This is a genomic window from Burkholderia seminalis DSM 23518, from assembly GCF_902832885.1.
Taxonomy (GTDB): domain Bacteria; phylum Pseudomonadota; class Gammaproteobacteria; order Burkholderiales; family Burkholderiaceae; genus Burkholderia; species Burkholderia seminalis.
Map to the genome: position 1 here is coordinate 552,754 of NZ_CADFDK010000001.1, position 26,384 is coordinate 579,137.

Genomic DNA, 26,384 nt, shown 5'->3' on the forward strand with positions numbered 1-26,384 from the left:
GCGTTGCGCAACGCAGGTGCCGCGGGCCGGTCGAAGTACCCCGATGCGCGTGCTGCGGCGCACGCAGCCCGATCATGACCAATATCGGCGTGCCGTGCAAGCCGGGCCGTCCGCGCAGCAAACCGGTAAACTGATGCACAAACCGCAACATGACGGACGACATGCTGATCAACTGCGCTGCATACCAGGATGGCCGCAAGCTGGCCGACATCGATATCGACGCCATCAGCGACTACGTGTCGAAGCCCGAGTGCTTCGTGTGGGTCGCGCTGAAGGATCCGACGCCGGAGGAAATCGACCTGATGGGCGAGGAGTTCGGGCTGCACGAGCTCGCGCTCGAGGACGCCCGCAAGGGGCACCAGCGGCCGAAGATCGAGGAGTACGGCGATTCGCTGTTCGCCGTGCTGCATACGGTCGAGCTCGACGAGGACGACGAATTCAAGGTCGGCGAACTGAACGTGTTCGTCGGCCCGAACTACGTGCTGTCGATCCGCAACCATACCGAGCATGATTTCCGCGACGTGCGCAAGCGCTGCGAGCGGGAGCCGCATCTGCTGCGGGAGGGCTCGGCGTTCGTGTTCTACGCGTTGATGGACCAGGTGGTCGACCGCTACTTTCCGATCCTCGAAACGCTCGGTGCGGAGCTCGAGGAACTGGAGGACCGCATCTTCGCGAAAGCGACGCCCGCGTCGTCGCGCGCGATCATCGAGGATCTCTATTCGCTGAAACGCCGGCTCGTGATGCTGTACCAGCACACGGCGCCGCTGATGGAGCCGCTCGCCAAGCTCACCGGCGGGCGCGTGCCGCAGGTGTGCAGCGGGATGGCCGCTTATTTCCGCGACGTGTACGACCATCTGCAGCGGATCGTGAAGACGATTGAAGGACGCCGGGAGATGGTCGTCACGGCGATCCAGGTCAACCTCGGGATGATTTCGCTCGCCGAGAACGAAGTGACGAAGCGGCTCGGCTCGTTCGCCGCGCTGTTCGCGATACCGACGATGATCGCCGGCATCTACGGGATGAATTTCGCGAACATGCCCGAGCTGCACCTGAAATACGGCTTCTACGGCTGCATCGCGGTGATGGTCGTCGCCGATCTCGCGCTGTGGTGGCGTTTCAAGCGGGCAGGGTGGCTGTAGCCGGCTCAGGCCTGGCGTGGCGCGTGCTTGCCGACCACGACGCGCCACGGCCGCACGCGCCACGATTTCACGAGGCCGTTCTGCACGTACGGATCGGCGCGCGCGAACGATTCGGCCGCTTCCGGCGAATCGCCTTCGAACACGAGCACGGCCTGATCGGCCGGGTCCGCCAGCGCACCGGCGAGCATCAGTTCGCCGCGCTCGGTCGCGGCCTGCGCGAGTGCGAGATGCTGCGCGCGGAAGGGTTCGCGCCGCGACAGGTAATCGTCGACGAGTTCGTAGATCAACTGGTAATGCATGATCGCTCCCGGAGTCGGTGGGTGCCGCCGGATCGCGGGCCGGCCGGCTCAGTATAGGGCACCGTACGGCCTTTGGCAGTGCGCTTTGCGCGGCGCGGCGCACGGTTGTCAGGGCGTCGGACGGATCGAAATGTGTGACCGGCTTTCGTCGACATTTTGGAATAAACGCAACTAACGGTCTGGTTTTCAAAGCGCCCGGATAGTGACGGGCGCCTTCGCACCACAGCACTGGTGCCTGGAATCGTCTGCAGGAAAAGAGGGGCAGTCACGTCCATTCCGGCCGGGGATTCCACGTGCCGGCGGCGGCTTCCGGGGCCGGCGAAAATGGATCGGAACCGTGCGCGGGGCCGCCCGGGCGGGCGCTGCGCGCGGGCGTTTCCATTGGCCGGAATGCGACCTATGCTGAACGAATCCGGAGCGAACTCCGTTCGCCCGATTCGCCCAGACGAGGTGAGCCATGCCTGTATCAGCCACCCTGCAGGATTGCCTGCGCCAGAAGTCATCGCGGTACGAAGTCGTGTACCACCCCTATAGCCATACGAGCATGGAGACGGCCGCCGCCGCGCATATCCCCGGCGACCGCCTCGCGAAAACCGTGCTCCTCGAGGACGACGAGGGCTACGTCGCCGCGGTCTTGCCGACCACGCACGCGGTGCGCCTGTCGGATCTCTGGGTGAAGACGGGACGCCATCTCGTGCTCGCCCGGGAGGTCGAATTGCGCGAACTGTTCAAGGACTGCGACATGGGCGCGCTGCCGCCGGTATGCATGGCGTACGGGATGAAGACGTTCCTCGAGGAACGTCTCGCGCAGCAGCCGGAAGTCTATTTCGAGGCCGGCGACCACGAAGCGCTGATCCACATGATGCAGGATGAATTCCTGACGCTGATGGAGACGGCCGAACGCGCGCATTTCTCGCACAAGATGCAAGGGATGATGCTGTCCTGAGGGAGCCTCGAATGCGGTGATGCGCAGGGCCGGTGCGCAGGCATGCGCACCGGCGGGGAGGGTGTGTGCCTGCTTGATTGCGATGTTCCATCCAGTTAATTCGACATACGAATCTATTTCACGAGGTCTGAATTAAATTCAATTCGACCTTTGTTGTGTCGGATTCCTGTTTATTCCAGCAAGGTTGACTCGTCCCGTCGACGTGTCACGGCATGCGATACCGGCGTGCTTCGATGCGGGCGCCCCGAAGCGCCGGTCGACCGCCTCCCATATTGACGCGTGGCGGGGTACGTTCGGCTCGTTGCCCCCAAGGGGGAGGTCATTTCCCGTGCCGCACGGGAAATACACGAAAATCCATGTCGGACGGGTTCGATATACGGATTGGAATATATCCATACAAATCAATTACCAATTCAATAATAAATACTTGATTTGTGCTTACCGGAATATTATTTGAATAAGCCCTCCAAACTTTGTATTTGGGCATCAAATAAAGTTTGACGGCAAAATTTTTTCCTTGCTATCGTCTGCACCCAAGTGAACGGCGCCATTGACATCACCGCGTAACGAACGGCGAATCGTCATACGAATTGCGAGGGGCGCCAGCTCAGCTGACAATTGCCTGACCGCGCGGGTGGGTGTTTTTCCGGTATAAATCCGGGCCGCATCGGCGCAACGATTTCGTGAAAAAGAATGAATTGGAATTCGAATGTGATTCTTTCAATTCGGATTGCTAATTGAATTTGAAATGAAATGTTCGGGGTGATGCGGTGGCGCTGCCGACCTGGCTGCGCTGCCGGCCGCAACCCGAAACTGGGCGAATCGCTTGGGGGATGGATGGTGGGCATGAAAGTCGAAGAACATCTGGCTACTTCGAACAGCGGGCTGGCCACGCTGGGGCGTCCGAGAGAGTTCGGCAAGAAGCAGCAGAACCCGGTGCGCCGGTTCGGCGGCATCGGGATCGTCCTGGTACTGCATGCAGTGCTGATCTACGCGCTGCTCAACGGCCTCGCGACCAAAGTCGTGCAGGTGATCCAGCATCCGATCGAGACCCGCATCATCGAGCCGGTCAAACCGCCGCCGCCACCGCCGATGCCGGTGGTCAAACTCCCGCCACCGAAATTCGCACCACCGCCGCCGCCGTTCGTGCCGCCGCCGGAAGTCCAGGTGCAGGCGCCGCCGCAGGCGACGATCACGCACCAGGCGGCCCCGGTGCCGTCCGCGCCGGCCGTGCAGGCGCCGGTGGTGGCGCCGCCGGCACCGGCCAAGCCGGTCAGCCATGACGTCGGGGTCGTCTGCCCGAATTCGGACGCGCTGCGTGCGTCGATCCAGTATCCGAAGGAAGCGCAGGAAAACAACATCACCGGTGACGTGACGATCGAGTTCGTCGTGGATGCGGAAGGGAACATCACGAACGAGCGCGTCGCGCAGTCCGCGGATCCGATCCTCGATCGAGCCGCGTACAACACCGTGAAACGGTTCAAATGCGTCGCACAGGGCCAGTCGGTGCGGGTCCAGGTGCCGTTCTCGTTCAATCTGAATTGATGCAGTGGGCGGCCCGGCACGCGCCGGGTCGGGGAAAACCGTCTCGAACTTACGTAATAAGTTCACCGAAAGAACTGGAGTGGGGTATGACGAAGCGTTCACTGGCCGCGCTGGCGGCAAGCATGTTGATGTCCGTCGCCGTGGTCGACGGGTTCGTTGCGCCGCAGCTCGCCCATGCGCAGGCCAGCGGGGCGGCCGATGCATCGGCGCAGGCCGCGGCGCCGTCGGCCGCGCCGGCCACGGTCCCGGCCGCCGCCGAGCCGGCTCCGCCGCCCGCGCCGGCCACGACGGTCGCGGTCGACAATCCGTACGGGCTCGGCGCGCTGTGGAAGAACGGCGATTTCGTCGCGCGTTTCGTGCTGATCCTGCTGGTGATCATGTCGATGGGAAGCTGGTACATCATGATCACGAAGTTCCTGGAGCAGTTGCGCGCGAATCGCCGCGCGAAACTGGCCGACGCGCAGCTCTGGACCGCGCCGTCGCTGGCCGAGGGCGCCAGGATGCTCGACGAGGCGTCGCCGTTCCGGTTCATCGCCGAAACCGCGATCGAAGCCGGCGAGCATCACGAAGACGCGCTGCTCGAAGCGGTCGACCGCAACACGTGGATCGACGTATCGGTCGAGCGCTCGATCACGAACGTATCGAACCGGATGCAGGACGGCCTCGCGTTCCTGGCCACGGTGGGGTCGACCGCGCCGTTCGTCGGGCTGTTCGGCACCGTCTGGGGAATCTATCACGCGCTGACGGCGATCGGCATCGCGGGCCAGGCCTCGATCGACAAGGTCGCGGGCCCGGTGGGCGAGGCGCTCATCATGACCGCGATCGGCCTCGCCGTCGCGGTGCCGGCGGTGCTCGGCTACAACTTCCTGGTCCGGCGCAACAAGTCGGTGATGGAGCGGGTCCGCAACTTCGGCGCGCAACTGCACACGGTGCTGCTGGCCGGCAACCGGCGCCCGGTGCGGGCGCCGGCGGCGTCGCTCGCGAACTGACCGGCTGACGGAGGCGCGCGATGGCCATGAACGTCGGGCAGGACGATAGCGACGAGGTGATCGCCAACATCAACACGACGCCGCTCGTCGACGTGATGCTGGTGTTGTTGATCATCTTCCTGATCACGATTCCGGTCGTGACGCACACGATCCAGCTTCAGTTGCCGAAGGAGACGGTGCAGCCGCTGCAGACGACGCCGAAAAGCATCGAGATCGCGGTGAATCGCGACGGCGATTTCTTCTGGGGCGAGCAGCTGGTGGACGCGACAACGCTGCTCGCGAAGCTCAAGAGCGTGTCGCAACAACAGCCGCAGCCGAGCGTCCACGTGCGGGGCGACCAGAACACGCGCTACGAGTTCATCGGGCGAGTGGTCACGATGTGCGAGCGCGCGGGGATCGCGAAGCTGTCTTTCATTACGGAGCCGCCGGCGCGCGGCGGTTAGGCGCCAACGCGGATCCACAGGAGTCGACGATGGGGATGAACGTGCCTTCGGGCGGGAGCAATGCGGAACCGGACGTGATGGTGGACATCAACACCACGCCGCTGATCGACGTGATGCTGGTGCTGCTGATCATGCTGATCATCACGATTCCGATCCAGATGCATTCGGTGAAGATGGACCTGCCGGTCGGCAACCCGCCGCCGCCGGCCGCGCCGCCGGAAGTCGTGCAGATCGATATCGACTTCGACGGCACGACGACGTGGAACGGCGCGCCGGTGCCGGACCGTTCGGCGCTCGAGGCGAAACTGTCGCAGGTCGCGGCGGAACCCGTGCAGGCGGAGATCCACCTGCGCCCGAACAAGCTGGTGCCGTACAAGGACGTGGCGGCCGTGCTGGCGTCCGCGCAGCGCGTGGGCGCGACCAAGATCGGCCTGATCGGCAACGAACAGTTCATGCAATGACGAAACGGACGAGCCGATGAACCAGCGACGATGGAAACGGATGGTGGCGGTGACGGCGCTCGGCGCGGCCTGCATGCTCGGCCGGCCGGCGCTGCCGGCGGACGCGCTGCGGCCGGACGTGGCGAAACCGCTCGCGGCGGCGCAGGAGTTGTACCGCGCGCACAAGTATCGCGACGCGCTCGGCAAGATCGCCCAGGCGGCGGCCGTGCCCAACCGGACGCCGTACGAAACGTACATGGTGGAGGAGATGCGCGGCGCGGCGGCGATGGCGGCTGGCGACACGGGCACGGCCGCGCAGGCGTACGAGTCGGTGCTGAACTCGGGGCGGCTGTCGGGCGAGGACGAGCAGCGCACCACGGCCGCGCTGGCCGGCATCTACTTCCAGCAAAAGAACTACCCGCTGGCGATCCGGACCGCACAGCGCTACCTGAAGGCCGGCGGCACGGATCCCGAAATGCGCACGCTGCTCACGCAGTCGTACTACCTGTCGAACGATTGCGCGCCGGTCGTGAGCCAGTTGAAGGCGAGCACCGACGCGCAGGCGAACGGCGGGCACGCGCCGGACGAAGGGCAGTTGCAGATGCTCGCGACGTGCGCGCAGAAAGTGAAGGACGGCAACGCGTATCGCGGGGCACTCGGGCTGCTGGTCGCCTACCATCCGAGTCCCGCGTACTGGGACGAAATGATCGCGGCCATTCGCGGCACGCCCGGGTATCTGTCGTCGCTCGACCTCGACATCTACCGGTTGCGACGTGCGACGGGCTCGCTTGCGACGGCCGACGCGTACATGGAGATGACCCAACTCGCGCTGGTTGCGGGGTCTCCCGCCGAAGGCAAGCAGGTGATCGACCAGGGGTTCGCGACCGGCGTACTCGGCAAGGACGCACAGGCGGATCGCGAGAAGCGGCTGCAGGCGCTTGCCGCGAAGCGCGCGCAACCGGGCGGGGACGCCGCGACGCCGGTGACGCCGCTCGACACGGGCATGAATCTCGTCTTTTCGGGCCGGGCGCAGCAGGGTTTGCCGATGATGGAGCAGGCGATCGCCAAGGGCGGCCTCGAGCATCCCGACGCGGCGCGACTGCGGCTCGGCGAGGCGTACTACGTGGCCGGCCAGAAGGCGCGTGCGGTGCAGGTGCTGCGCACGGTCAAGGGAACCGACGGTTCCGGTGACCTGGCCAGGCTGTGGACGGCGGTGGCTTCCCGGTAACGCAACGAAAGGGCGCCGGCACACGACGCGGGCGCAGTCAGTCGGCAAGCGGCGTGCCGCCGCGAGCGTTCCGATGCATGGCGGTCAGGTTCAACGACGAAAAGGGGCAACCTTGTTAGTTAGTAAACCGAATGAAATGAGCGAGACGCGTGCGCGCGGGCCGCGACGGTACCGCGCCGCGCCGCGCACGGCCCGCCCGCGGCTGCCGTGCACGGGCCGGTATCGCGCCGGGCCGTGCGCATCGTGGCTTCGGTCAACGATCGCCGACATCAAACCGATTTCGACTGCGAGGCTCCGTCCTTCCATGGTTGTGCCCCCTGATGAGTCGGTGCTCGTCGCCGTGTCGCTCGGCAACAAGATCCGGGCGCTGCGCCAGCGCCTGAAACTCACGCTCGACGAAACGGCCGGCATCGCCGGTATCTCGAAGCCGTTCCTGTCGCAGGTCGAGCGCGGGCGGGCCACGCCGTCGATCACGTCGCTGGTCCGGATCGCGAAAGCGCTGGGCGTGACGATGCAGTACTTCATCGATACGCCGACGGAAGCGCGTTCGGTGTGTCGCGGCAACGCGCTGCGATATTTCCAGTTCGCGAACTCGGCGAGCCTGTTCGCGCGGCTGACGAATCCGGCCGACGACCGCAAGCTCGACGCGATCCTCGTCAGGATGCCGGCGGGGCAGCAGCCGTCCGAGATGACCACGCATGCGGGCGAGGAGTTCGTCTATGTGATGCGCGGGCAGGTCGCGCTGACCCTCGAGGACTGCACGTTCACGCTGAACGAGGGCGATACCGCGCATTACGAGTCGACGATGCCGCATGCGTGGCACAACACGGCCGACGAGGAAGCCGTGATCGTCTGGGTCGGCACGCCGAGGTTGTTCTAGCGGCGCCGGCCACGCTTCGGGCCGCGACGAAGGAGAAGTACCCGATCGAAGGAGGGGCGCGCGTCACGATGCGCCATCCGTCGAACCGGGAGGAAGCAGGCGGTGCGCTCAATGTAGGTAATTAGTATGACGAATCAAAAGAAAAAACGGTCGTGCTGAATGGTGCGGGTGCCCCGAGGCCGATCCGTTCGAGTCATGGCAGTCGAAACAGTGGCAATCGCGGGTTCCGGTACACGGGCACCCAGGACGCGCAAGGAATTCACAAGGTTCCGGCGCACGGCAGGTGGGGTCTTACTACGAGCGAGAGGAAACAAGATGAAGCAGAGAGTGTTGGCGTTGGCCATCAAGAGGATAGTCTGGGCGGAACTCGCGTTGACGGCCGCACTGGCGCCGTCGGCGTTCGCCCAGAGCCAGCCGGCGCCGGGCGCCGTCGCCATCGCGGATGCGGTCGCGAACGGCGCACCCGTGACCGTCGCGCAGGCGGGCGGCGCCGCCGCTGCGGGGGCCGCGGCCCCCGATGTGGCGTCCGGTGCGGCAGCCGAGGCAACGCCTGCGGCATCCGCCGAGAACGGGCAGGGCAAGGTCGCGCAGATCAAGCGGTTCGAGGTGACCGGCTCGCTGATCCGGCAATCCGACAAGACGGGCTTCCAGCAGGTGCAGACGATCACGCCGAAGGAAATCCAGGCCAGCGGCGCGGTGACGGTGACCGACTTCCTGCGCAATGCGACGGCCAACTCGGCGAACAGCTGGGGCGAAGGGCAATCGGGCAACTTCGCGGCCGGCGCAGCCGGCATCGCGCTGCGCGGCCTGTCGGAGAAATACACGCTCGTGCTGGTCGACGGCCAGCGCGTGGCGCCGTATGCGTTCTTCTCGAACAGCGTCGATTCGTTCTTCGACCTCAACACGTTGCCGCTCAACGACATCGAGCGCATCGAAATCGTGAAGACGGGCGCGGTGTCGCAATACGGGTCGGACGCGATCGGCGGCGTCGTCAACATCATCACGAAGCACAATTTCCGCGGGCTGCAACTCGACGGCAGCATCGGCAGCGCGATCAATGCCGGCAACGGCGACGGCACGACGAAATTCGGCGTGCTCGGCGGCTTCGGCGACCTGAACGCCGACCGCTTCAACGTGACGGCGGCACTCAGCTATTACAAGTCGAACGGCTTCACGCTGGCCGATCGCGATTCGACGCGCAACCAGGACTTCACGGGCAAGCCGGGCGGTTTTTCGCTGCTCGCGCCGTCCTACTGGAACATGCCCGACGGCAGTGCGCAGGCGCTGAACGGCTGCCCGTCCGGCGGGGCGGTTCGCCCGGCCGCGCCGAACTCGCTGTCGGCCGGCCTGCCGGGCACGATCTGCGCGTTCAACACGGCGGAAAGCACGTCGATCCTGCCGATGACCGAACGCCTGAACGCGAAGCTGCACGGCGACTTCAAGATCAACGACACGACGACGGCGTTCGCGGACTTCCTGGAAAGCTACAACACGACCACGACCAATGACGGCCTGTGGAACAACGTGATCGGCAACCCGCAGAACCCGGCGCTCGTCTGGAATCCGCAGACGCAGTTGCTGTCGCCGTTCAACACGGTCGTGCCGGTGACCAACCCGTACAACACGACGGGCGCGGCGACGCCGTTGACCTACGCGTTCCCGAACACGGTCGCGCAGAAGACCTGGGCGAACTACTGGCGCGCGGCGGCCGGCATCAAGGGTTCCTTCACGCTGCCGTACGGCGACTGGGACTGGGCGACGTCGGTCAGCCATTCGCAGAGCACGGTGTCGAACGTGTTCACGAACCAGCTGAACGTCAACGCGCTGAACAACATCTACCAGAACGGTACGCTGAACTTCGCGAACCCGGCCGCGACGCCGAACGCGTTCAACGGGCTGTACCAGGAAGCGAACAACCTCGGCATCTCGAAGCTCGACACGATCGATGCGACGCTGTCGACGCCGAACCTGTTCCATCTGCCGACCGGTGACGTCGGCATCGGTTTCGGCGCACAGTTCACGCACCAGAGCGAAACGCTGACGCCGGGCTCGGAGTACCTGTCCGGCGCGGTGATCTCGCCGGACCTGGAGACGGTGAACGGTGCGCGCAACGTCGCGGCCGTCTATTACCAGATCAACGTGCCGATCCTGGAGAACCTGACGTTCAGCCAGGCGGGCCGCTACGACCACTACACGGACGTGGGCGGCGCCTTCTCGCCGCGCTTTGCGTTGCGCTACCAGCCGATCAAGGCGCTGACGCTGTATACGTCGTACAACCGCGGGTTCCGTGCGCCTACCTTCGTCGAGGACAGCAAGTCGCAGACGCTCGGCATCCAGGTCGATCCGGCCACCGGGCAGAACTACACGTCGATCACGGTCGGCAACCCGAACCTCGCGCCGGAGCGCACGCGCAACTTCAACATCGGCTTCCAGGTCTCGCCGGCCCGCTACACGGACATCGGCTTCGACTGGTACAAGATCCGCATCGACAACGTGATCGGCCAGGGCAAGCCGTCGCAGGTCGTGACCGACCCGACGACCGGCCAGCTGCTGTACAAGGTCATTCCGTACCAGAACCTCGGCTACCTCGACACGAACGGCTTCGAAGGCACGTTCCGCCAGGGGCTGCCGCTCAAGGGCTGGGGCATGCTCACGCTGTCGGGCGACTGGGCGTACATCAACAGCTACAAGATCGGCTTCCCGGGCGGCGCACCGGTGAACGGCGCGGGCAACAACTTCACGATCACGCAGCCGTTCGGCGGCAGCTTCCCGCGCTGGCGCGGCAACACGACGCTGGACTGGAACTATCGCAAGTTCGATGCGGCGCTGACGTGGCAGTTCACGGGCCCGTACGCGCAGAACCTGATGGCGGAGCCGCCGAAAGTCGGTTCGTACAGCCAGTTCAACCTGATGCTGACGTACACGGGCTTCAAGAACTGGACGATCTACGGCGGCATCGACAACATCTTCAACCGCACGCCGCCGTACGATCCGATCTTCGCGAACGGCACGCTGAGCCAGAGCGGGTACGACACGTCGGTGTACTCGTACATCGGCCGGTTCGCGCAGGTCGGCGCGACGTACAAGTTCTGATGGAGGCGGCGATGGATTGACAGGCTTGGACGGGCCGCTCCACGTCCACACCTCCCCTTTGTTTGGAGCGGCCCTTTTTCGCCTGGCGCCACGCGGGCCCGCAATCGCGGCACGCGACGGCGCGGCGTTTCGATCTTGCACCATGAACCACCAGCGGGACGCGGCCGGCACGCGGCGTCCGGCACAGGCATCGACCGTGCGAAGGCTTCGCGCCCGCACGCTTCCGGACAGACTGACCATGAGACTGTTGAAATGGCGAGGGGCACGCGTGTCGCACCGCACACGTCTGATGCGCGCGCAGGCGCGAATGCGTCGCGGCGTGCGTGCCGCGTTGTTTGCCTGCGCGGTGCTGCTCGTGTCGAGCGGTGCGCTGCCGCGGGACGCGCTCGCGGCGCCGGCGATCTCGCAATACGATCAGCCGAAATATCCGCCGGACTTCACGCATTTCGACTACGCGGATGTAAACGCACCCGACACCGGCACGCTCGATTTCGAAAACTACGACGAAGCGCAGAGCTACGACTCGCTGAACCCGTTCCTCGTGCGCGGTTCGCCCGCGCCCGACATCAAGAACCTGATGTTCGACACGCTGATGCAGCGCAGCTGGGACGAACTCGCGTCCGAATACGCGCTGATCGCCGATGACGTCGAGGTTGCGCCGGACCGGCTGTCGGCGACGTTCCACCTCAACCCGGCCGCGCGATTCTCGAACGGCGACGCGATCACCGCGGCCGACGTCAAGTACTCGTTCGACACGCTGACGAGCCCGCAGGCGTCGCCGCTCTACAACGCGCAGTTCTCGATCATCAAGCGCGCGGTGGTGGTCGACGGCCACACGATCCGCTTCGAGTTCAAGCACGCGGAGCGCGACGCGGCGCTGATCGCGGGCGACCTGCCGGTGTTCTCGCCGAAATGGGGGCAACGCGCGGACGGCACGCGGCCGCCGTTCGACCAGATCGCGAACGTGCCGCCGATCGCGAGCGGCGCGTACCTGATCGAGCAGCGCAGGAACGACAAGCAGATCCGCTACGTGCGCAACCCGCGCTACTGGGCGGCGAACCTGCCGTCGCGGCGCGGGATGTTCCGCTTCGCGCACGTGACGTTCAAGCTTTACCTGGACCAGTACACGTCGCTCGAAGCGTTCAAGGCCGGCGACATCGATGCGCGGATGGAGTACAGCTCGACGCAGTGGGCACGCAAGTACGTCGGCAAGAATTTCCGTAACGGGATGCTGAGGAAGGGCGAGTTCCCGGACGGCCCCGCGCAGATGCAGGGCTTCCTGATGAACCTGCGCAAGCCGATGTTCCAGGACGTGCGCGTGCGGCATGCGCTCGCGCTGGCGTTCGACTTCGACTGGATGAGCCGGATGATGTTCTACGGACAGTACCGCCGTACCAACAGCTTCTGGGAGGCGAGCCCGTTCGCGGCGTCCGGCATGCCGAGCGCGAAGGAACTCGCGCTGCTCGAGCCATACCGGTCGACGTTGCCGCCGGCCGTATTCGGCCCGATGATCGCGCAGCCGTCGACGCTGCCGCCCGGCTCGCTGCGCGCGAACCTGAAGCAGGCGCGCGACCTGCTCGAGCAGGCCGGCTGGCACTACCGGGACGGCGCGCTGCGGGATGCGAACGGCACGCCGATGACGATCGAGATCATCGACGACCAGCCCGGCATGGACCGCCTGATCCTGCCGTACACGCAGGCGCTCGCGACGCTCGGCATCCACGCGTACCTGCACGAGATCGACAGCGCCGTCTACCTGAAGCGGCTCGACAATTTCGAGTACGACATGACGACGTACATCTACCTGCCCGTGACGATCCCGGGCGCGGAGCTGACGCGCCGGTTCGGCAGCGCGGCCGCGTCGCAGCCGGGCTCCGAGAACTATCCGGGCGTGAAGTCGAAGGCCGTCGATGCGCTGATCCGCGCGGCGCTCGCGGCCGACACGCTCGACGATCTCGAGACGGCCACGCATGCGCTCGACCGCGTGCTGATCAACCTGTACGTGCTGATCCCGCAGTACTACCTGCCGAACGCGCGGATCGGGTACAAGGCGACGCTCGGTCATCCGGCGGTCGTGCCGAACTCCTATCAGTACGAGGACTGGATCATCGACTACTGGTACGTGAAGAAGCCGGCGGCACAACCCGCACCGGCGGCCTGACGGGGAACGACGATGCTGGCATACATATTCAGGCGGCTGCTGCTGATGATTCCGACGCTGGTCGGCGTCGTGACGATCACGTTCGCGGTCACGCAGTTCGTGCCGGGCGGCCCGGTCGAGCAGGTGCTCGCGCAGTTGCGGCACGGCAGCGCACGCGGGGGCGAGGCGGGCGGAGGCGGGGGCGGCTATCACGGCAGCCAGGGCGTCGACCCGCAGCAGATCGCGCAAATCCGAAAACAGTTCGGCTTCGACAGGCCGCCGCTCGAACGCTACCTGCTGATGCTCAAAAGCTATGCGACGTTCGACCTCGGCCAGTCCTACTTCGCACACCGCAGCGTGTGGGCGGTGATCCGCTCGAAGCTGCCGGTCTCGATCACGCTCGGGCTATGGACGGTGATCCTCACGTATCTCGTGTCGGTGCCGCTCGGCATCGCGAAGGCGGTGCGCAACGGCTCGCGGTTCGACACCGTGACGAGTGTGCTGGTGCTGACCGGCTACGCGGTGCCGGGTTTCGTGCTCGGCGTGCTGTTGCTGATGCTGTTCGGCGGCGGCACGTTCTGGCAGGTGTTCCCGATGCGCGGGCTCACGTCGGACAACTTCGACGACCTGACGCTGATCGGCAAGACGCTCGACTACCTGTGGCACATCGTGATGCCCGTCACGGCGGCCGTGATCGGCAATTTCGCGATCGTCACGATCCTGACGAAGAACACGTTCCTCGAGGAAATCGGCCGGCAGTACGTGTTGACCGCGCGGGCGAAGGGGGCGCCTGAGCGCGACGTGCTGTGGAAGCACGTGCTGCGCAACGCGGCGATCCCGCTGCTCACCGGGCTGCCTGCGGCCTTCGTCGGCGCATTCCTGAACGGCAACCTGCTGATCGAGACGTTGTTCTCGCTCGACGGAATGGGGCAGCTGTCGTACGACGCGGTGATCCGTCGCGACTATCCGGTCGTGCTCGGCTCGCTGTTCCTGTTCACCCTGATCGGTCTGCTGACCAAGCTTATCGCGGATATCTGCTATGTCCTCGTCGACCCCCGTATCCAGTTCAGCCGCCTGGACCACTGATCCCGCGTGCGCGCCGTCGCCTTCGCCGTGGCGGCGTACCTGGCAGCGCTTTCGCGCGCAGCCGCTCGGCCATGCGAGCCTCGTGATCTTCGTCGTGCTGTTCGCGCTCAGCCTGTGTGCCGATGGCCTGTCGAACGACCGGCCGCTGCTCGTGCGCTACGACGGGCACTATTATTTCCCGATCGTGAAGGACTACCCGGAGACCGAGTTCGGCGGCGACTTTCCCGCGAAGACGAACTACCTCGATCCGTACATCCGTGCGAAGCTCGAGTCGCACGGCAATTTCGCGATCTATCCGCCGAATCGCTATCGCTACGACACGATCGACTACTTCGCGTCGCGGCCGTATCCGGCGCCGCCGTCGGCGAGCAACTGGCTCGGCACCGACCAGTTCGGGCGCGACGTGCTCGCGCGGCTGCTGTACGGCTTTCGGCTGTCGGTGCTGATGGCGTTCGCGCTCACCGTGTCGGGCGTGCTGGTCGGCGTGCTGACGGGGGCGCTGCAGGGCTTCTACGGCGGCCGCACCGACCTGATCGGCCAGCGCCTGATCGAGATCTGGAGCGCGCTGCCGGACCTCTACCTGCTGATCATCTTCGCATCGATCTTCACGCCGTCGCTGTGGCTGCTGTTCATCCTGCTGTCGATGTTCGGCTGGCTCGTGCTGTCCGACTACGTACGCGCCGAATTCCTGCGCAACCGCATGCTCGATTACGTGAAAGCGGCCCGCACGATGGGGCTGACGAATGCGCAGATCATGTGGCGTCACGTGCTGCCGAACAGCCTCACGCCGGTGATCACGTTCCTGCCGTTCCGGATGAGCGCCGCGATCCTGTCGCTGACGAGCCTCGACTTCCTCGGTCTCGGCGTACAGCCGCCGACGCCGAGCCTCGGCGAGCTGCTTCAGGAGGGCAAGAACAACCTCGATGCGTGGTGGATCTCGATCTCCGCATTCGCCGCGCTGGTGGTGACGCTGCTGCTGCTGACGTTCATGGGCGACGCGTTGCGCAACGCGCTCGACACGCGTGCGCGCGGCTCGGCGTTCGGCGGAGGGCGATGATGGCGAACGCGTTGCTGCAGATCGACGGGTTTTCGGCGCGCTTCGGCGCGAAGCCCGCGGTGCGGGACCTGAGCCTGTCGATCGGCCGCGGCGAGCGTGTCGCGCTCGTCGGCGAATCGGGGTCGGGCAAGAGCGTGACGGCGCTGTCGATCCTGCGGCTCGCGCAACAGGCGGCGCTGTCGGGACGGATCCTGTTCGACGGCGAGGACCTGCTCGCGAAGACCGAACAGCAGATGCGCGGGATTCGCGGCGCCGACATCGCGATGGTGTTCCAGGAGCCGATGACCGCGCTGAATCCGCTGTATACGATCGGCAAGCAGATCGCCGAGAGCCTGCGGCTGCACGAGGGGCTGCGGCCCGGCGACGCACGCGAACGCGGGATCGCGCTGTTGCGGCGCACCGGGATTCCGGAGCCGGAGCGGCGCATCGACAGTTTTCCGCATCAGCTGTCGGGCGGGCAGCGCCAGCGGGCGATGATCGCGATGGCGCTGGCCTGCCGGCCGCGGCTGCTGCTGGCGGACGAACCGACGACGGCACTCGACGTGACGGTGCGCCAGCAGATCGTCGATCTGCTGCTCGAACTGCAGGAGCAGGAAGCCGCCGCGCGCGGCATGGCCGTGCTGCTGATCACGCACGACCTGAACCTGGTGCGGCGCTTCGCGCAGCGCGTGGCCGTGATGGAGCAGGGCGTGCTGGTGGAGACGAACACGACCGATGCGCTGTTCGCCGCGCCGCAGCATGCGTACACGCGCCGGTTGCTCGACAGCGCGCCGCAGCGGGCCGTCGAGCCCGTCGCGGCCGCGGCGCGGACGATCCTCGACGTGCGCGATCTCGCGGTCGACTACCGCATCGCGGTGAAAGGCTGGCGCGGGGCGCTCGGCAAGACGACGTTCCGCGCGGTGCACGACGTGACGCTGTCGCTGAAGCGCGGCGAAACGCTCGGGATCGTCGGCGAGTCCGGCTCGGGGAAATCGACGCTCGCGGCGACGGTGCTCGGCCTGCAGCGGCCGGCGGCCGGCGCGATCGAAATCGACGGCCTGCCGCTCGACACGCTGCGGACCAGGGGCGGCAGGCGCGCGCTGTACGGCAGGATGCAGGTGGTGTTCCAGGATCCGTTCGGCTCGCTGTCGCCGCGGATGACGGTCGAGCAGATCGTCGGCGAAGGGCTCGCGGTGCACCGGCCGCAGGTGGCCGGGGACGCGCGGCGCGCGCGGATCGCCGCGCTGCTGCAGGAAGTCGGCCTGCCGGCCGAGTCGATGCTGCGCTATCCGCACGAATTCTCCGGCGGCCAGCGCCAGCGGATCGCGATCGCGCGCGCACTGGCGGTCGAGCCGGAACTGCTGGTGCTGGACGAGCCGACCAGCGCGCTCGACGTGTCGATCCAGAAACAGGTGCTGAATCTGCTGACGAATCTGCAAAAGAAGTACAAACTGAGCTACCTGTTCATTACGCACGATCTCGCGGTCATGCGTGCGATGGCCCACCGGGTCGTCGTGATGAAGGCGGGGCGCGTGGTCGAGGAGGGCGATACGCTCGACGTGCTGCAGGCGCCGTCCCATCCGTATACGCGCGCGCTGCTGGCGTCGTCGATGCTGGCGCCGGTGCGCGGCTCCCGAGAGAGAACCGATGATTGACGTGTACCGGGCGCAGCGCGCCCAGGCCGCCCGCGTGCCGGGCGGCCGAACGCCGGCGGTGCGCTGACGCATGTCGATGCCGTCGTTCTTCATCGATCGTCCGGTGTTTGCGTGGATCGTCGCGCTCGCGGTCGTCGTCGCGGGCGTGCTGGCGATTCCGCAACTGCCGATCGCGCAATATCCGCGCCTTGCGCCGCCGCGCGTCGTGATCACCGCCGCGTATCCGGGCGCGTCGACCGAGACGGTCGACGGCGACGTCGGCAGCATCATCGAGGAAAGCCTCGACGGGGCCGACGGGCTCCTGTACTACGAGACGAGCAGCGACGGTCACGGCAACCTCGAGATCGACGTGACGTTTTCGCCGGGCACCGATCCCGACATCGCGCTCGTCGACGTGAACAACCGGCTGAAGCAGGTCGAGTCGCGGTTGCCGCAGCAGGTCGTCCAGCAGGGGATCGGCGTGTTCAAGGCGGCGAACACGTTCCTGATGCTCGTCACGCTGACGTCGACCGACGGCATGCGCGATTCCGCGCAGCTCGGCGATTACCTGAACCGCTACGTGCTGCGCGAACTGAAGCGCGCGCCGGGCGTCGGCGCGGCGGAGCTGTGGGACGCCGACGAGGCGCTGCGGGTCTGGCTCGATCCGCACAAGCTGCGCGAATACGGCCTTGGCGCCGACGACGTGATCGCGGCGATCGGCGCGCAGAACGCGACGGTGACGGCCGGCGCGATCGGCGACGCGCCGTTTCCGGGCGGCCAGCAGCTCACCGCGCAGATCGTCGTCAAGGGGCAGCTCGCGTCGCCGGACGAGTTCGGCCGGATCGTGCTGAAGTCGAAGACGGACGGTTCGGCGGTGCGCGTCGCCGACGTCGCGCGCGTCGAGATCGGCCGCGACGACTACTCGTTCTATTCGCGGCTGAACGGCCGGCCGGCCGCGACGGTCGGCATCCAGCTCGGCCCGCGCGGCAATGCGCTCGAAACGTCGAATGCGATTCGTGCGCGGCTCGCCGAGCTGTCGAGGACGTTGCCGCCGGGCGTCGCGATCGAGATCCCGTTCGACGGCGCGCATTTCGTGACGATCGCGATCCGCGAGGTCGTGCTGACGCTGCTCGAGGCGGTCGTGTTGGTGTTCTGCGTGATGTGGCTGTTCCTGCGCGACCTGCGCTACACGCTGGTGCCGACCGTCGTGATTCCGGTCACGCTGATGGGCGCGTTCGTCGCCATGTGGGCGTTCGGGCTGTCGATCAACGTGTTCACGATGTTCGGTCTCGTGCTGGCGATCGGCATCCTCGTCGATGACGCGATCGTCGTCGTCGAGAGCGTGCACCGCGTGATGGAGGAGGGCGTGTCGCCGCGCGATGCCACGCGGCGCGCCATGAAGCGGATCGGCGGGGCGATCGTCGGCGTGACGGCGGTGCTGACCGCCGTGTTCGTGCCGATGGCGTTCTTTTCCGGGACCGTCGGCGGTATCTACCGGCAGTTCGCGGTGGCGATGATCGCGTCGATGCTGGTGTCGTCGTTCATGGCGCTGTCGCTCACGCCCGCGCTGTGCGCGAACCTGCTGAAGCCGGTCGCGCGGCACGACGGCAGGGCCGCCGATGCGCGGCGCCGCGGCATCGGCGCACGGCTGGCCGACCGGTTCGGGGCGGGTTTCGCGCGCGTCGAGGCCGGGTATCGGCGCGTCGCCGTGCTCGCGGTGCGGCGCACCGGCGTCGTCGTCGCGGTCTACGCGGCGCTCGTGATCGCATGCGCGCTGCTGTACTGGATGATGCCGGGCGGTTTCCTGCCGACCGAGGACCAGGGGCAGCTGCAGGTGATGATCCAGTTGCCGGCTGGCGCGACGCAGGCGCGCACGCTCGGGGTCGTCGAGCGTGTCGAGGCGATCTTGCGCGCGGAGCCGGCGATCGCGAACGTGACGAGCGTGGTCGGCTGGAGTTTCGCGGGCAGCGGGCAGAACGTCGGGATGGCGTTCGTCGAGTTGAAGGACTGGGCACGGCGCGACGTCGACGCGATGACGTTGCGCGACCGGCTCAACGGGCGTTTCGGCGAGATTCTCGACGGCGACGTCGAGGCGTCGCTGCCGCCTTCGGTGCGCGGCATCGGGCATGCCGACGGCTTCACGTTCCGGCTCGAGGATCGCGGCGGGGTCGGGCTCGATGCGTTGAAGGCGGCTCGCGAGCAACTGTCCGAACACGCGAAGGCCGATCCGCTGCTGGCTGCCGTGCATTTCGAAGACCTGCCGGACGCGCCGCGCATCGAGCTCGACGTCGATCGCGCGAAGGCGTATGCGCTCGGCGTACCGTTCGAGCGGATCGCGGGGCTCCTGGGCGGCACGTTCGGCTCGAACTACATCAACGATTTTCCGGCGTCGGGCCGGATGCGCCGGGTGATCATCGAGGCCGAGCCGGGCGCCCGCGCGACCGACACGCAACTGATGGCGCTGACCGTGCCGAACCGCACCGGCGACATGGTGCCGCTGTCGGCGATCGCCGCGCCGCACTGGACGATCGGCCCGGTGATGCTGAACCGTTACAACGGCTATCCGTCGCTCGACATCAGCGGCCGGGCGGCGGCCGGCACGAGTTCGGGCGCGGCGATGGCGGAGATGGAGCGGCTCGCCGGCGCGCTGCCGGCCGGAATCGGCTTCGACTGGGTCGATGCGGCGCGCGAGGAACAGGCTGCCGCGCGGCAGACGCCGCTGCTCGTCGGGCTGTCGGTGCTCGCGGTCTTCATGGCGCTCGCCGCGCTGTACGAAAGCTGGACGATTCCGCTGTCCGTGCTGACGATCGTGCCGCTCGGCGTGATCGGCGCGATCGCGGCGGCGTTCGCGCGCGGCATGCCGAACGACGTGTATTTCAAGGTCGGGATGATCACGGTGGTTGGGCTGGCGGCGAAGAACGCGATCCTGATCGTGCAGTACGCACGTGACCTGGCCGCGCGCGGCGTGCCGCTGCGGCAGGCGGTGATCGACGCGGCTGCCGCGCGGTTCAGGCCGATCGTGATGACGTCGATGGCATTCCTGCTCGGCGTCGTGCCGCTCGTGCTGGCGACGGGCGCGGGCGCCGAAAGCCGGCGGTCGATCGGTACGGGCGCGTTTGGAGGCGTGTTGGCGGCGACGCTGTTCGGGCTCGTGTTTGCGCCGGTCGCGTTTCGTCTGGTGGCGTCCGCCGGCCGGCGCGGCCGGCAGGCTGTCGGGACGCCGCGCGACGCGCGGCGGGCGGAAACGGTCGGGGATCTGGAGGTGGATTGAGGGTGGGAAGCGGGTCGTTTTCGGTCGGGTCAGCGGTTGGATGGTGCCAATCCGGACGGAAATATATTATTTGACATAATCATAATTATCGACAGTTTGGATTGTAGTGGCTAGATTGAAATGTCCGCTTTCGTGCCGCGTAAGCTGCCCGGCCGTGCGGCGGAACGGCTGGAATTGACGACACGACAGACTCGCCGGCTGGTCGCCCGGCTATGAGAACACGGGCCTCGTGATCGATCGCGATCACACGCGGGTTTTTTGCTCGGCAAGACGAGCAAGTACGACGACCGCGAGATGGCCTTGTGCAGCAGCGTCTGTGCTTCGAAACGTTCCCCGCGAAGGAGGCGCCGCGTGCAACGGAAAACGAGACCCCCGATCCGCGCGCGCTTCGGCGTGCTGACCGGCAAGAACGGCCGCGGTGCGTCGACGACGCACGAAGTCGAAGTGGCGATGTTGTCGTTGAGCAGGTTCTCGTCGTGCGCGATCGGCGAGAAATTGTCGATCTCGTTCGAGACCGTGCGTGCGCATAAAAAGCATCGCTACGCAAAGCTCGGTGTCGGGTCGCAATCCGCGCTCCTTGCGTTGTTCGACGATCCGGCAAGAGCGGGTGAATCCGCATGATTCACCGCGTGTCGTGGCGCCCCGGAAGCCTGCAAGCGCCCTCCTTCAAGCTCCCCAACGGGTATCCAGGTCGAGCCGCAGATCCGTCACGAATGCGCGCCCCGGCTGGCGTGACAGCGTGAAGCCGACGGAACGCGCAAGGCCTTTCATCGCACTGTTCTCGGTCAGCATCGTGCCGACCATCTGCCGCATGCCCGAGCGCCGCGCCAGATCGATCAGGCTCGACAGCAGCACACGGCCGAGCCCTTGCCGCTGCCATACGTCGTCGATCACGATCGCGCATTCGACGACCTCGGTTGCTCCGTCGTCCGTCGCATAACGCGCAACGCCGATCAACCGCTCGCGGCCGCCGGCGCGGATCGTCGCAATCACCGCGCCTTCCCGCCGGCGATCGATGCGGGTCCATCGGATCAACTCGTCTTCGGTCGGCTTGCGCGCGGACATCAACCGCATGTAGCGGCTGCGGCTCGACAGACGGTCGACCAGCTCGCGTTCGATGTCGAGATCGCCGGGCTCGATCGCGCGCAGGAGGATCGGCGTTCCGTCCTTCGCGCCCCAGATGCGCCGAATGCCGAGCGCCGGCGCGTCCTGCCCGGCCGTGATGCAGGCCTTCCGTTCGGGCGCCATCGTATCCATCATGCCCTCCGCCTTTTCCCGCGGGTCGGGCGTGTCGCGACCGGATCGCCGCGTACCCTGCCCTGACCTTGTGCATCGATTATCGGAACGGCCGCCCGCCCGATCGATGCCTGGCGGAAGACTTCACAGTTGGCCGCGCGGAAACAATGGGCCGGCAACGCGAAACCGGTGCGCCATGTGCCGGGTGTCATCGCCGTCACTGGCGCGGCAACTACCACTACTGCCAGTACCTCCGCTGTCCGTGCCCCCTTAACCTTGTCGGCATCGCTGGCGCGCCGTCGCAGGCCGCGCCGCTTCGACCGGAGACACGACAGATGCCATTTGACTGGACGCAGGAACAGCACGCGACGCTGGCGCGCTTTCGCGACATCGGCGCGGAGATCGCCGCGGCCGCGGCGCACGACGGCCGCGCGCCCGCCGGATTCGACGAAGCCGGCTGGGCGCGGCTCGGGCACGAAGGACTGTGGGACATGATCGTGCCGGAGACGTACGGCGGCGACGGTCACGGCTGGTGGCATTTTTCCGCGGCGCTCGAAGGGCTTGCATCGTCGATCCGCCGCCCGGCGCTGCTGCTGTCGGTGATCGCGCAGGCCGGCATGGTGCGCGCACTCGAGCGATACGGCACGGCGACGCAGCAGGACCGCTATTTCGGCGCGATCCTGCGCGGCGAACTGAGTGCGACCGCGATCGCCGAACCGGGCACCGGCACCGACGTGCGCAGCATCGCGACGACGCTCGCCGAGCACGGCGACGGCTACCGCCTGACCGGCAGCAAATTCAATATCGCGCACGCGCCGCTCGCGCGTTTCATCCTCGTCGTCACGCGCATCGAAACGCCGGGCCGGCGCAACACCGCGCTCGTGATCGTCGATCGCGACCAGCCGGGCATGACGGTGGCCGCGCCCGACCGCAAGCTCGGCCTCGACGACCTGCCCACCGGCGCGCTGCATTTCGACGATTGCCCGATCACGCGCGGCCAGCTGCTCGGCGAACCGGGCGCGGGGCTCGGCAACCTGATCGACATCATCTCGCTCGGCCGGCTCTACTACGGCCTCGTCGCCGCCCAGGTGACGGCGCCGTACCTGCGCGATGCGATCGGCTACTGCCGCGAACGACGCAGCTTCGACAGCACGATCGATGCACACCAGTACGTGCAGCGCCGCCTCGTCGACCTGCAGATCGGCATCGAGCGCGGCACGTGGCTCGCGCGCGGCGCACTCGCGCAGTTGCTGACGGATCACCCGCAGGCGCTGATGACCTGCTCGATCGCGAAGCTGGTCGGCGCGCAGGATCTCGTCGACAGCGCGCTCGGCCTCGTGCGGCTGTACGGCAGCCTCGGCTACCAGGCCGGGCCGGTGGCCGCGTTCGCGTCGGACGCGCTGGGCTTCATGAGCGTCGGCGGTACCGAGGAAATGCATCGCAAGAACATCTTCAACCAGATGATGCGCGCCGGCTGACGGCCCGCGCCATCGCCCCGCGTACCACGCGACCTACAGGAAACCACGCATGACACCGACGAACCGACGCCCTTCCCGCCTGCGCCGCTCCTGGCTCTTTCTCGCCGGCGCCGATCACGATGCGCTCGTTGACGGCACCGCGAGCGGTGCGGACGTGCTGATCCAGGAACTCGAAACCTTTACGCCGCCCGACCGGCGCCCGGCCGCGCGCGAACTGAGCGAGCGCGTGCTCGCGGGCTGGCGCGATGCCGGCGCGCTGGCGTCCGTGCGCGTGAACCCGCTCGATGCGGGCGGCATCGACGACCTGCGCGCCGCGATGCGCGGCCGTCCGGACATCGTGATGATGTCGTACGTCGCGACGCCCGAGCAGGTCGTCGCGCTCGACGACGCCGTCACGCGCTTTGAACGCGAATACGACATCGCACCCGGTTCGACCGAGCTGGTGCCGAACGTCGAGACGACGCTCGGCCTCGTGAACACGATGGCGATCGCGCGGTCGAGCCCGCGCGTGTCGGCGGTGCTCGTCGCGACCGAGGACATGGTGGCCGACATGGGGGCCGAGCGCACGCGTGCGGGCCGCGAGCTCGATTACGTGCGCTCGCGTTTTCGCGTCGAATGCGCGGCCGTCGGCGTCACCGCGATCGATTGTCCGTACAGCTATGCCGACAACGAAGGCGCGGAACTCGACATGCGCGTGTCGCGCGGCCTCGGGTACCAGGCGAAAGCGATCGTCAACGCGCAGTTCGTGCCGGTCGTCAATCGCGTGCTGACGCCGACGGCCGACGAAGTCGCCCTCGCCCGCCGCGTGATCGACGCGTTCGACACCGCGCGGCGCGCGTCCGGCGGCCGGCGCGTGGCGGCCGCCGTCGTCGACGGTTTCCTCGCGGAAGTCCCCGACTATCTCGCCGCGCATCGGCTGATCGCCCGCGCGACGCAATTCGGCATCGCATGAGGGTCGCCATGGATACGATCGCAACGCGCCTGAAGGCGCTGAAAACCCTCGCGCATGCCGCGCCGCACGTACCGCCCGAAAACTGGGCGGACACGCCGCACGCGCAGTTCGAACGCTGGCTCGACGAAGCCGTGACCGCCGGCGCACTGGAGCCGCAGGTGATGACGCTGTCGACGGTCCACCCGGACGGACGGCCCGATGCACGCTCCGTCGTGCTGCTCAACGTCGACGCGCGCGGCTGGCATTTCGCGGCGAATGCGCGCAGCCCCAAGGGGCGCCAGCTCGCGAACCGGCCGTACGCGGCGATGACGTTCTACTGGCCCGCGATCGCGAGCCAGATCCGGCTGAGCGGCCCGGTCGAGCGGCTGCCGGCCGCCGAAGGCCGCGCCGATTTCGCGGGCCGCCCCGAACGATCGCGCGCGAGCATCCTGGCCGGACGGCAAAGCGAACGGCTCGACGATCCGGCCGACCTGACGCGCGCGATCGACGCGCAGCTCGAGCGGCTGGCCGCCGATCCGGCGCTCGTGTCGGACGACTGGCACCTGTACACGCTGGCGCCCGACGAAGCCGAATTCTGGCGGGCCGACAGTGCGCGCCGCTTCGCGCGGCAGGCTTACCGGCGTGCCGGCCAGCATTGGGAGCGGTGCGCGCTATGGCCGTGAAGTCCGTCGAACCGCCGTCGCCGCCGCGCGACGGCCCGCATGACCGCCTGCAAGACGACACGCGGCTCGCGCACGCGGGCCGCGACAGCGCCGCATGGCACGGTTTCGTCAACCCGCCCGTCTACCATGCGTCGACCGTGCTCAGCCCGACGGTGTCGGATCTGCTGAACCGCACGCAGCCGTATATCTACGGCCGCCGCGGCACGCCGACGACGGATGCGCTCGAACGCGCGGTGACGAGCCTCGAAGGCGGCGCCGGTACGGTGCTGTGCCCGTCGGGCCTGTCCGCGTGCACGCTCGCGCTGCTGTCGTGCCTGAAGCCCGGCGATCACCTGCTGATGACCGCATCGGTCTACGGCCCGGTGCGTCATGCGTGCGAAGGCGTACTCGCGCGACTCGGCGTCGAGACGACGTGGTACGACGGCAGCACGCCGGTCGCGGCCGCGTTCCGGTCGAACACGCGTGCGTTGTACGTCGAGGTGCCCGGCTCCTACACGTTCGACATGCACGACGTCCCCGCACTCGTGCGGCTCGCCCATGCGCACGGCGCACGGGTCATCGCGGACAACAGCTGGGCCACGCCGCTCTTCTTGCAGCCGCATGCGCTCGGTATCGACCTGTCGATCCAGGCGGGCACCAAATATCTGGTCGGGCACTCGGACGCCATGCTCGGCACGGTGTCGGCCAACGAACGCGCATGGCCGGCGTTGAAGCAACTGCATGGCGATCTCGGCCTGTGCGCCGGCCCCGACGACGTGTATCTCGCGCTGCGCGGACTGCGCACGCTCGGCGTGCGGCTGCGGCAGCATCAGCGCAACGCGCTCGCGGTCGCGACCTGGCTCTCGACGCGCGCCGAGGTGCAGCGCGTGCTGTATCCGGCGCTGCCCGGCGACGACGGGCACGCACTGTGGCGACGCGATTTCCGTGGCGCGTCCGGGTTGTTCTCGGTCGTGCTGCAACCGGCGGCGCCGCACGCGATCGACGCGTTTCTCGACCACCTGGCGCTGTTCGGGCTCGGCTATTCGTGGGGCGGCTACGAGAGCCTCGCGCTCCCGTTCGAACTGGACGCGCACGGCCTCGCGCAACGCTGGCCGCCCGGCAGCCGCGGCGTGCGCCTGCACATCGGACTCGAGGATCCGGACGACCTGATCGCGGATCTTGCCGCCGGTCTCGACCGCTATGCGGCATGCGCGCGATCCGCTGCCCGCGAGGATGCCGCGCGATGCTGACCGTCTGGGGGCGCCGCACGTCGTTCAACGTGCAGAAGGTGCTGTGGCTCATCGGCGAGCTGGGCCTGCCGTATCGGCATATCGCGGCCGGCGGCGAACACGGCACGCTGCAGACGCCCGCGTTCGCGGCGCTGAATCCGACCTGCCGGATCCCGGTGATCGACTGGGACGGCGACGTCGTGTGGGAGTCGCACACGATCCTGCGCTATCTCGCCGCGCGCGTGCCGAACAATCCGTTCTGGTGCCGCGACACGTACGCGCGTTCGCGCGCGGAGCGCTGGATGGACTGGTCGCAGACCGCGCTCGAACCCGACGTGATGACCGGGCTGTTCTGGGCACTCGTGCGAACGCCGCCGGAGCGGCGCGACGACGCGATCGTGCTCGACAAGGCCGCGCGCAGCGCGACGCATTACCGGCTGCTCGACCGGCTGCTGTCGACCCAGCCGTTTCTCGGCGGTGCGACGCCGGGCCTGGCCGACATTCCGGCTGGCGCGACGCTGTTCCGCTACTTCTCGCTCGACGTCGAGCGGCCGCCGTTGCCGCACGTCGAGGCCTGGTACGCCCGCCTGTGCCGACGGCCTGCCTACCGCGAACAGGTGATGGTGTCGTTCGACGCGCTGCGCGGCCAGCCGGGCTGACCTTCTATCCGACCACACGA

At 67.2% G+C, this 26,384-nt stretch carries 21 protein-coding genes and 1 pseudogene; 20 read left to right on the forward strand and 2 right to left on the reverse strand.

Going from position 1 to position 26,384, the window contains the following annotated elements; translation table 11 throughout:
* Positions 1-161 precede the first annotated feature (161 nt).
* The gene (gene corA / locus HWX00_RS02540; protein WP_034187007.1) at positions 162-1,139 is read left to right on the forward strand and encodes a magnesium/cobalt transporter CorA; all 978 of its coding nucleotides are present in this window, start codon (positions 162-164) and stop codon (positions 1,137-1,139) included.
* A gap of 5 nt (positions 1,140-1,144) precedes the next feature.
* Here corA and HWX00_RS02545 read toward each other — a convergent pair whose 3' ends face one another.
* Positions 1,145-1,438 (reverse strand): YciI-like protein, encoded by a 294-nt coding sequence (locus HWX00_RS02545; protein WP_034186838.1) that lies wholly within the window; start codon positions 1,436-1,438, stop codon positions 1,145-1,147.
* 457 nt (positions 1,439-1,895) lie between these two features.
* On the opposite strand from HWX00_RS02545, the gene HWX00_RS02550 reads away from it, so the two are divergent.
* From HWX00_RS02550 to HWX00_RS36610, 14 genes and pseudogenes are all read left to right on the forward strand, one after another.
* On the forward strand, positions 1,896-2,384 hold the full coding sequence (locus HWX00_RS02550) for an aminoacyl-tRNA deacylase (RefSeq protein WP_034186839.1): 489 nt from the start codon (positions 1,896-1,898) through the stop codon (positions 2,382-2,384).
* 846 nt (positions 2,385-3,230) lie between these two features.
* Positions 3,231-3,929, forward strand: a complete 699-nt coding sequence (locus HWX00_RS02555; protein ID WP_034187008.1) for an energy transducer TonB — start codon at positions 3,231-3,233, stop codon at positions 3,927-3,929.
* Between the two features lie 86 nt (positions 3,930-4,015).
* Positions 4,016-4,918 carry a MotA/TolQ/ExbB proton channel family protein gene (locus tag HWX00_RS02560; RefSeq protein ID WP_124607907.1) on the forward strand — a complete coding sequence of 301 codons (903 nt, stop codon included), beginning with the start codon at positions 4,016-4,018 and terminating at the stop codon, positions 4,916-4,918.
* Between the two features lie 20 nt (positions 4,919-4,938).
* A complete protein-coding gene (locus HWX00_RS02565) occupies positions 4,939-5,361 on the forward strand; it encodes an ExbD/TolR family protein (RefSeq protein WP_089472862.1) in 423 nt (140 codons plus the stop codon).
* A gap of 29 nt (positions 5,362-5,390) precedes the next feature.
* Positions 5,391-5,822, forward strand: a complete 432-nt coding sequence (locus tag HWX00_RS02570) for an ExbD/TolR family protein (protein ID WP_034186842.1) — start codon at positions 5,391-5,393, stop codon at positions 5,820-5,822.
* A gap of 16 nt (positions 5,823-5,838) precedes the next feature.
* Entirely contained in the window at positions 5,839-7,029 is a 1,191-nt protein-coding gene (locus HWX00_RS02575) for a tetratricopeptide repeat protein (protein WP_175029069.1), read from the forward strand.
* Positions 7,030-7,333: 304 nt separating this feature from the next.
* On the forward strand, positions 7,334-7,909 hold the full coding sequence (locus HWX00_RS02580) for a helix-turn-helix domain-containing protein (RefSeq protein ID WP_034186844.1): 576 nt from the start codon (positions 7,334-7,336) through the stop codon (positions 7,907-7,909).
* Positions 7,910-8,224: 315 nt separating this feature from the next.
* A complete protein-coding gene (locus tag HWX00_RS02585; RefSeq protein ID WP_049029071.1) occupies positions 8,225-11,002 on the forward strand; it encodes a TonB-dependent receptor in 2,778 nt (925 codons plus the stop codon).
* A 238-nt stretch (positions 11,003-11,240) separates the two neighbouring features.
* Positions 11,241-13,163 (forward strand): extracellular solute-binding protein, encoded by a 1,923-nt coding sequence (locus HWX00_RS02590; RefSeq protein ID WP_175029068.1) that lies wholly within the window; start codon positions 11,241-11,243, stop codon positions 13,161-13,163.
* A 12-nt stretch (positions 13,164-13,175) separates the two neighbouring features.
* On the forward strand, positions 13,176-14,228 hold the full coding sequence (locus HWX00_RS02595) for a microcin C ABC transporter permease YejB (RefSeq protein ID WP_034186847.1): 1,053 nt from the start codon (positions 13,176-13,178) through the stop codon (positions 14,226-14,228).
* Positions 14,182-15,285 (forward strand): ABC transporter permease, encoded by a 1,104-nt coding sequence (locus HWX00_RS02600; RefSeq protein WP_059557640.1) that lies wholly within the window; start codon positions 14,182-14,184, stop codon positions 15,283-15,285. Before HWX00_RS02595 ends, HWX00_RS02600 begins: the two co-directional genes overlap by 47 nt.
* Entirely contained in the window at positions 15,285-16,919 is a 1,635-nt protein-coding gene (locus tag HWX00_RS02605; protein ID WP_175029067.1) for an ABC transporter ATP-binding protein, read from the forward strand. The genes HWX00_RS02600 and HWX00_RS02605 overlap by 1 nt, the downstream gene beginning before the upstream one ends.
* A gap of 76 nt (positions 16,920-16,995) precedes the next feature.
* Positions 16,996-20,169 carry a multidrug efflux RND transporter permease subunit gene (locus HWX00_RS02610; protein WP_175029071.1) on the forward strand — a complete coding sequence of 1,058 codons (3,174 nt, stop codon included), beginning with the start codon at positions 16,996-16,998 and terminating at the stop codon, positions 20,167-20,169.
* Positions 20,170-20,395: 226 nt separating this feature from the next.
* Positions 20,396-20,790 (forward strand): annotated as a pseudogene (locus tag HWX00_RS36610) (helix-turn-helix transcriptional regulator); the annotation flags it as partial.
* Between the two features lie 45 nt (positions 20,791-20,835).
* Here HWX00_RS36610 and HWX00_RS02620 read toward each other — a convergent pair.
* On the reverse strand, positions 20,836-21,429 hold the full coding sequence (locus HWX00_RS02620; RefSeq protein ID WP_175029066.1) for a GNAT family N-acetyltransferase: 594 nt from the start codon (positions 21,427-21,429) through the stop codon (positions 20,836-20,838).
* Positions 21,430-21,740: 311 nt separating this feature from the next.
* Here HWX00_RS02620 and HWX00_RS02625 point away from each other — a divergent pair, with 311 nt between their 5' ends.
* Genes HWX00_RS02625 through HWX00_RS02645 form a run of 5 tightly spaced genes read left to right on the forward strand, consistent with a single transcriptional unit; the run spans position 21,741 to position 26,364 of the window.
* Positions 21,741-22,883 (forward strand): acyl-CoA dehydrogenase family protein, encoded by a 1,143-nt coding sequence (locus HWX00_RS02625; RefSeq protein ID WP_034186853.1) that lies wholly within the window; start codon positions 21,741-21,743, stop codon positions 22,881-22,883.
* 49 nt (positions 22,884-22,932) lie between these two features.
* A complete protein-coding gene (locus tag HWX00_RS02630; protein ID WP_034186854.1) occupies positions 22,933-23,835 on the forward strand; it encodes an HpcH/HpaI aldolase/citrate lyase family protein in 903 nt (300 codons plus the stop codon).
* An 8-nt stretch (positions 23,836-23,843) separates the two neighbouring features.
* The gene (locus HWX00_RS02635; RefSeq protein ID WP_175029065.1) at positions 23,844-24,497 is read left to right on the forward strand and encodes a pyridoxine/pyridoxamine 5'-phosphate oxidase; all 654 of its coding nucleotides are present in this window, start codon (positions 23,844-23,846) and stop codon (positions 24,495-24,497) included.
* Positions 24,488-25,726 carry a cystathionine beta-lyase gene (gene metC, locus HWX00_RS02640; RefSeq protein ID WP_175029064.1) on the forward strand — a complete coding sequence of 413 codons (1,239 nt, stop codon included), beginning with the start codon at positions 24,488-24,490 and terminating at the stop codon, positions 25,724-25,726. The genes HWX00_RS02635 and metC overlap by 10 nt, the downstream gene beginning before the upstream one ends.
* Positions 25,720-26,364: a glutathione S-transferase family protein gene (locus tag HWX00_RS02645; protein WP_034187012.1), complete on the forward strand. Its 645-nt coding sequence runs from the start codon at positions 25,720-25,722 to the stop codon at positions 26,362-26,364. The genes metC and HWX00_RS02645 overlap by 7 nt, the downstream gene beginning before the upstream one ends.
* Positions 26,365-26,384 lie beyond the last annotated feature (20 nt).

Bases quoted from the DNA above. Each gene is read 5' to 3' on its own strand.
- corA (WP_034187007.1), top strand. From the start codon at position 162: ATGCTGATCAACTGCGCTGCATACCAGGATGGCCGCAAGCTGGCCGAC.
- HWX00_RS02545 (WP_034186838.1), bottom strand. From the start codon at position 1,438: ATGCATTACCAGTTGATCTACGAACTCGTCGACGATTACCTGTCGCGG.
- HWX00_RS02550 (WP_034186839.1), top strand. From the start codon at position 1,896: ATGCCTGTATCAGCCACCCTGCAGGATTGCCTGCGCCAGAAGTCATCG.
- HWX00_RS02555 (WP_034187008.1), top strand. From the start codon at position 3,231: ATGAAAGTCGAAGAACATCTGGCTACTTCGAACAGCGGGCTGGCCACG.
- HWX00_RS02560 (WP_124607907.1), top strand. From the start codon at position 4,016: ATGACGAAGCGTTCACTGGCCGCGCTGGCGGCAAGCATGTTGATGTCC.
- HWX00_RS02565 (WP_089472862.1), top strand. From the start codon at position 4,939: ATGGCCATGAACGTCGGGCAGGACGATAGCGACGAGGTGATCGCCAAC.
- HWX00_RS02570 (WP_034186842.1), top strand. From the start codon at position 5,391: ATGGGGATGAACGTGCCTTCGGGCGGGAGCAATGCGGAACCGGACGTG.
- HWX00_RS02575 (WP_175029069.1), top strand. From the start codon at position 5,839: ATGAACCAGCGACGATGGAAACGGATGGTGGCGGTGACGGCGCTCGGC.
- HWX00_RS02580 (WP_034186844.1), top strand. From the start codon at position 7,334: ATGGTTGTGCCCCCTGATGAGTCGGTGCTCGTCGCCGTGTCGCTCGGC.
- HWX00_RS02585 (WP_049029071.1), top strand. From the start codon at position 8,225: ATGAAGCAGAGAGTGTTGGCGTTGGCCATCAAGAGGATAGTCTGGGCG.
- HWX00_RS02590 (WP_175029068.1), top strand. From the start codon at position 11,241: ATGAGACTGTTGAAATGGCGAGGGGCACGCGTGTCGCACCGCACACGT.
- HWX00_RS02595 (WP_034186847.1), top strand. From the start codon at position 13,176: ATGCTGGCATACATATTCAGGCGGCTGCTGCTGATGATTCCGACGCTG.
- HWX00_RS02600 (WP_059557640.1), top strand. From the start codon at position 14,182: ATGTCCTCGTCGACCCCCGTATCCAGTTCAGCCGCCTGGACCACTGAT.
- HWX00_RS02605 (WP_175029067.1), top strand. From the start codon at position 15,285: ATGGCGAACGCGTTGCTGCAGATCGACGGGTTTTCGGCGCGCTTCGGC.
- HWX00_RS02610 (WP_175029071.1), top strand. From the start codon at position 16,996: ATGCCGTCGTTCTTCATCGATCGTCCGGTGTTTGCGTGGATCGTCGCG.
- HWX00_RS02620 (WP_175029066.1), bottom strand. From the start codon at position 21,429: ATGATGGATACGATGGCGCCCGAACGGAAGGCCTGCATCACGGCCGGG.
- HWX00_RS02625 (WP_034186853.1), top strand. From the start codon at position 21,741: ATGCCATTTGACTGGACGCAGGAACAGCACGCGACGCTGGCGCGCTTT.
- HWX00_RS02630 (WP_034186854.1), top strand. From the start codon at position 22,933: ATGACACCGACGAACCGACGCCCTTCCCGCCTGCGCCGCTCCTGGCTC.
- HWX00_RS02635 (WP_175029065.1), top strand. From the start codon at position 23,844: ATGGATACGATCGCAACGCGCCTGAAGGCGCTGAAAACCCTCGCGCAT.
- metC (WP_175029064.1), top strand. From the start codon at position 24,488: ATGGCCGTGAAGTCCGTCGAACCGCCGTCGCCGCCGCGCGACGGCCCG.
- HWX00_RS02645 (WP_034187012.1), top strand. From the start codon at position 25,720: ATGCTGACCGTCTGGGGGCGCCGCACGTCGTTCAACGTGCAGAAGGTG.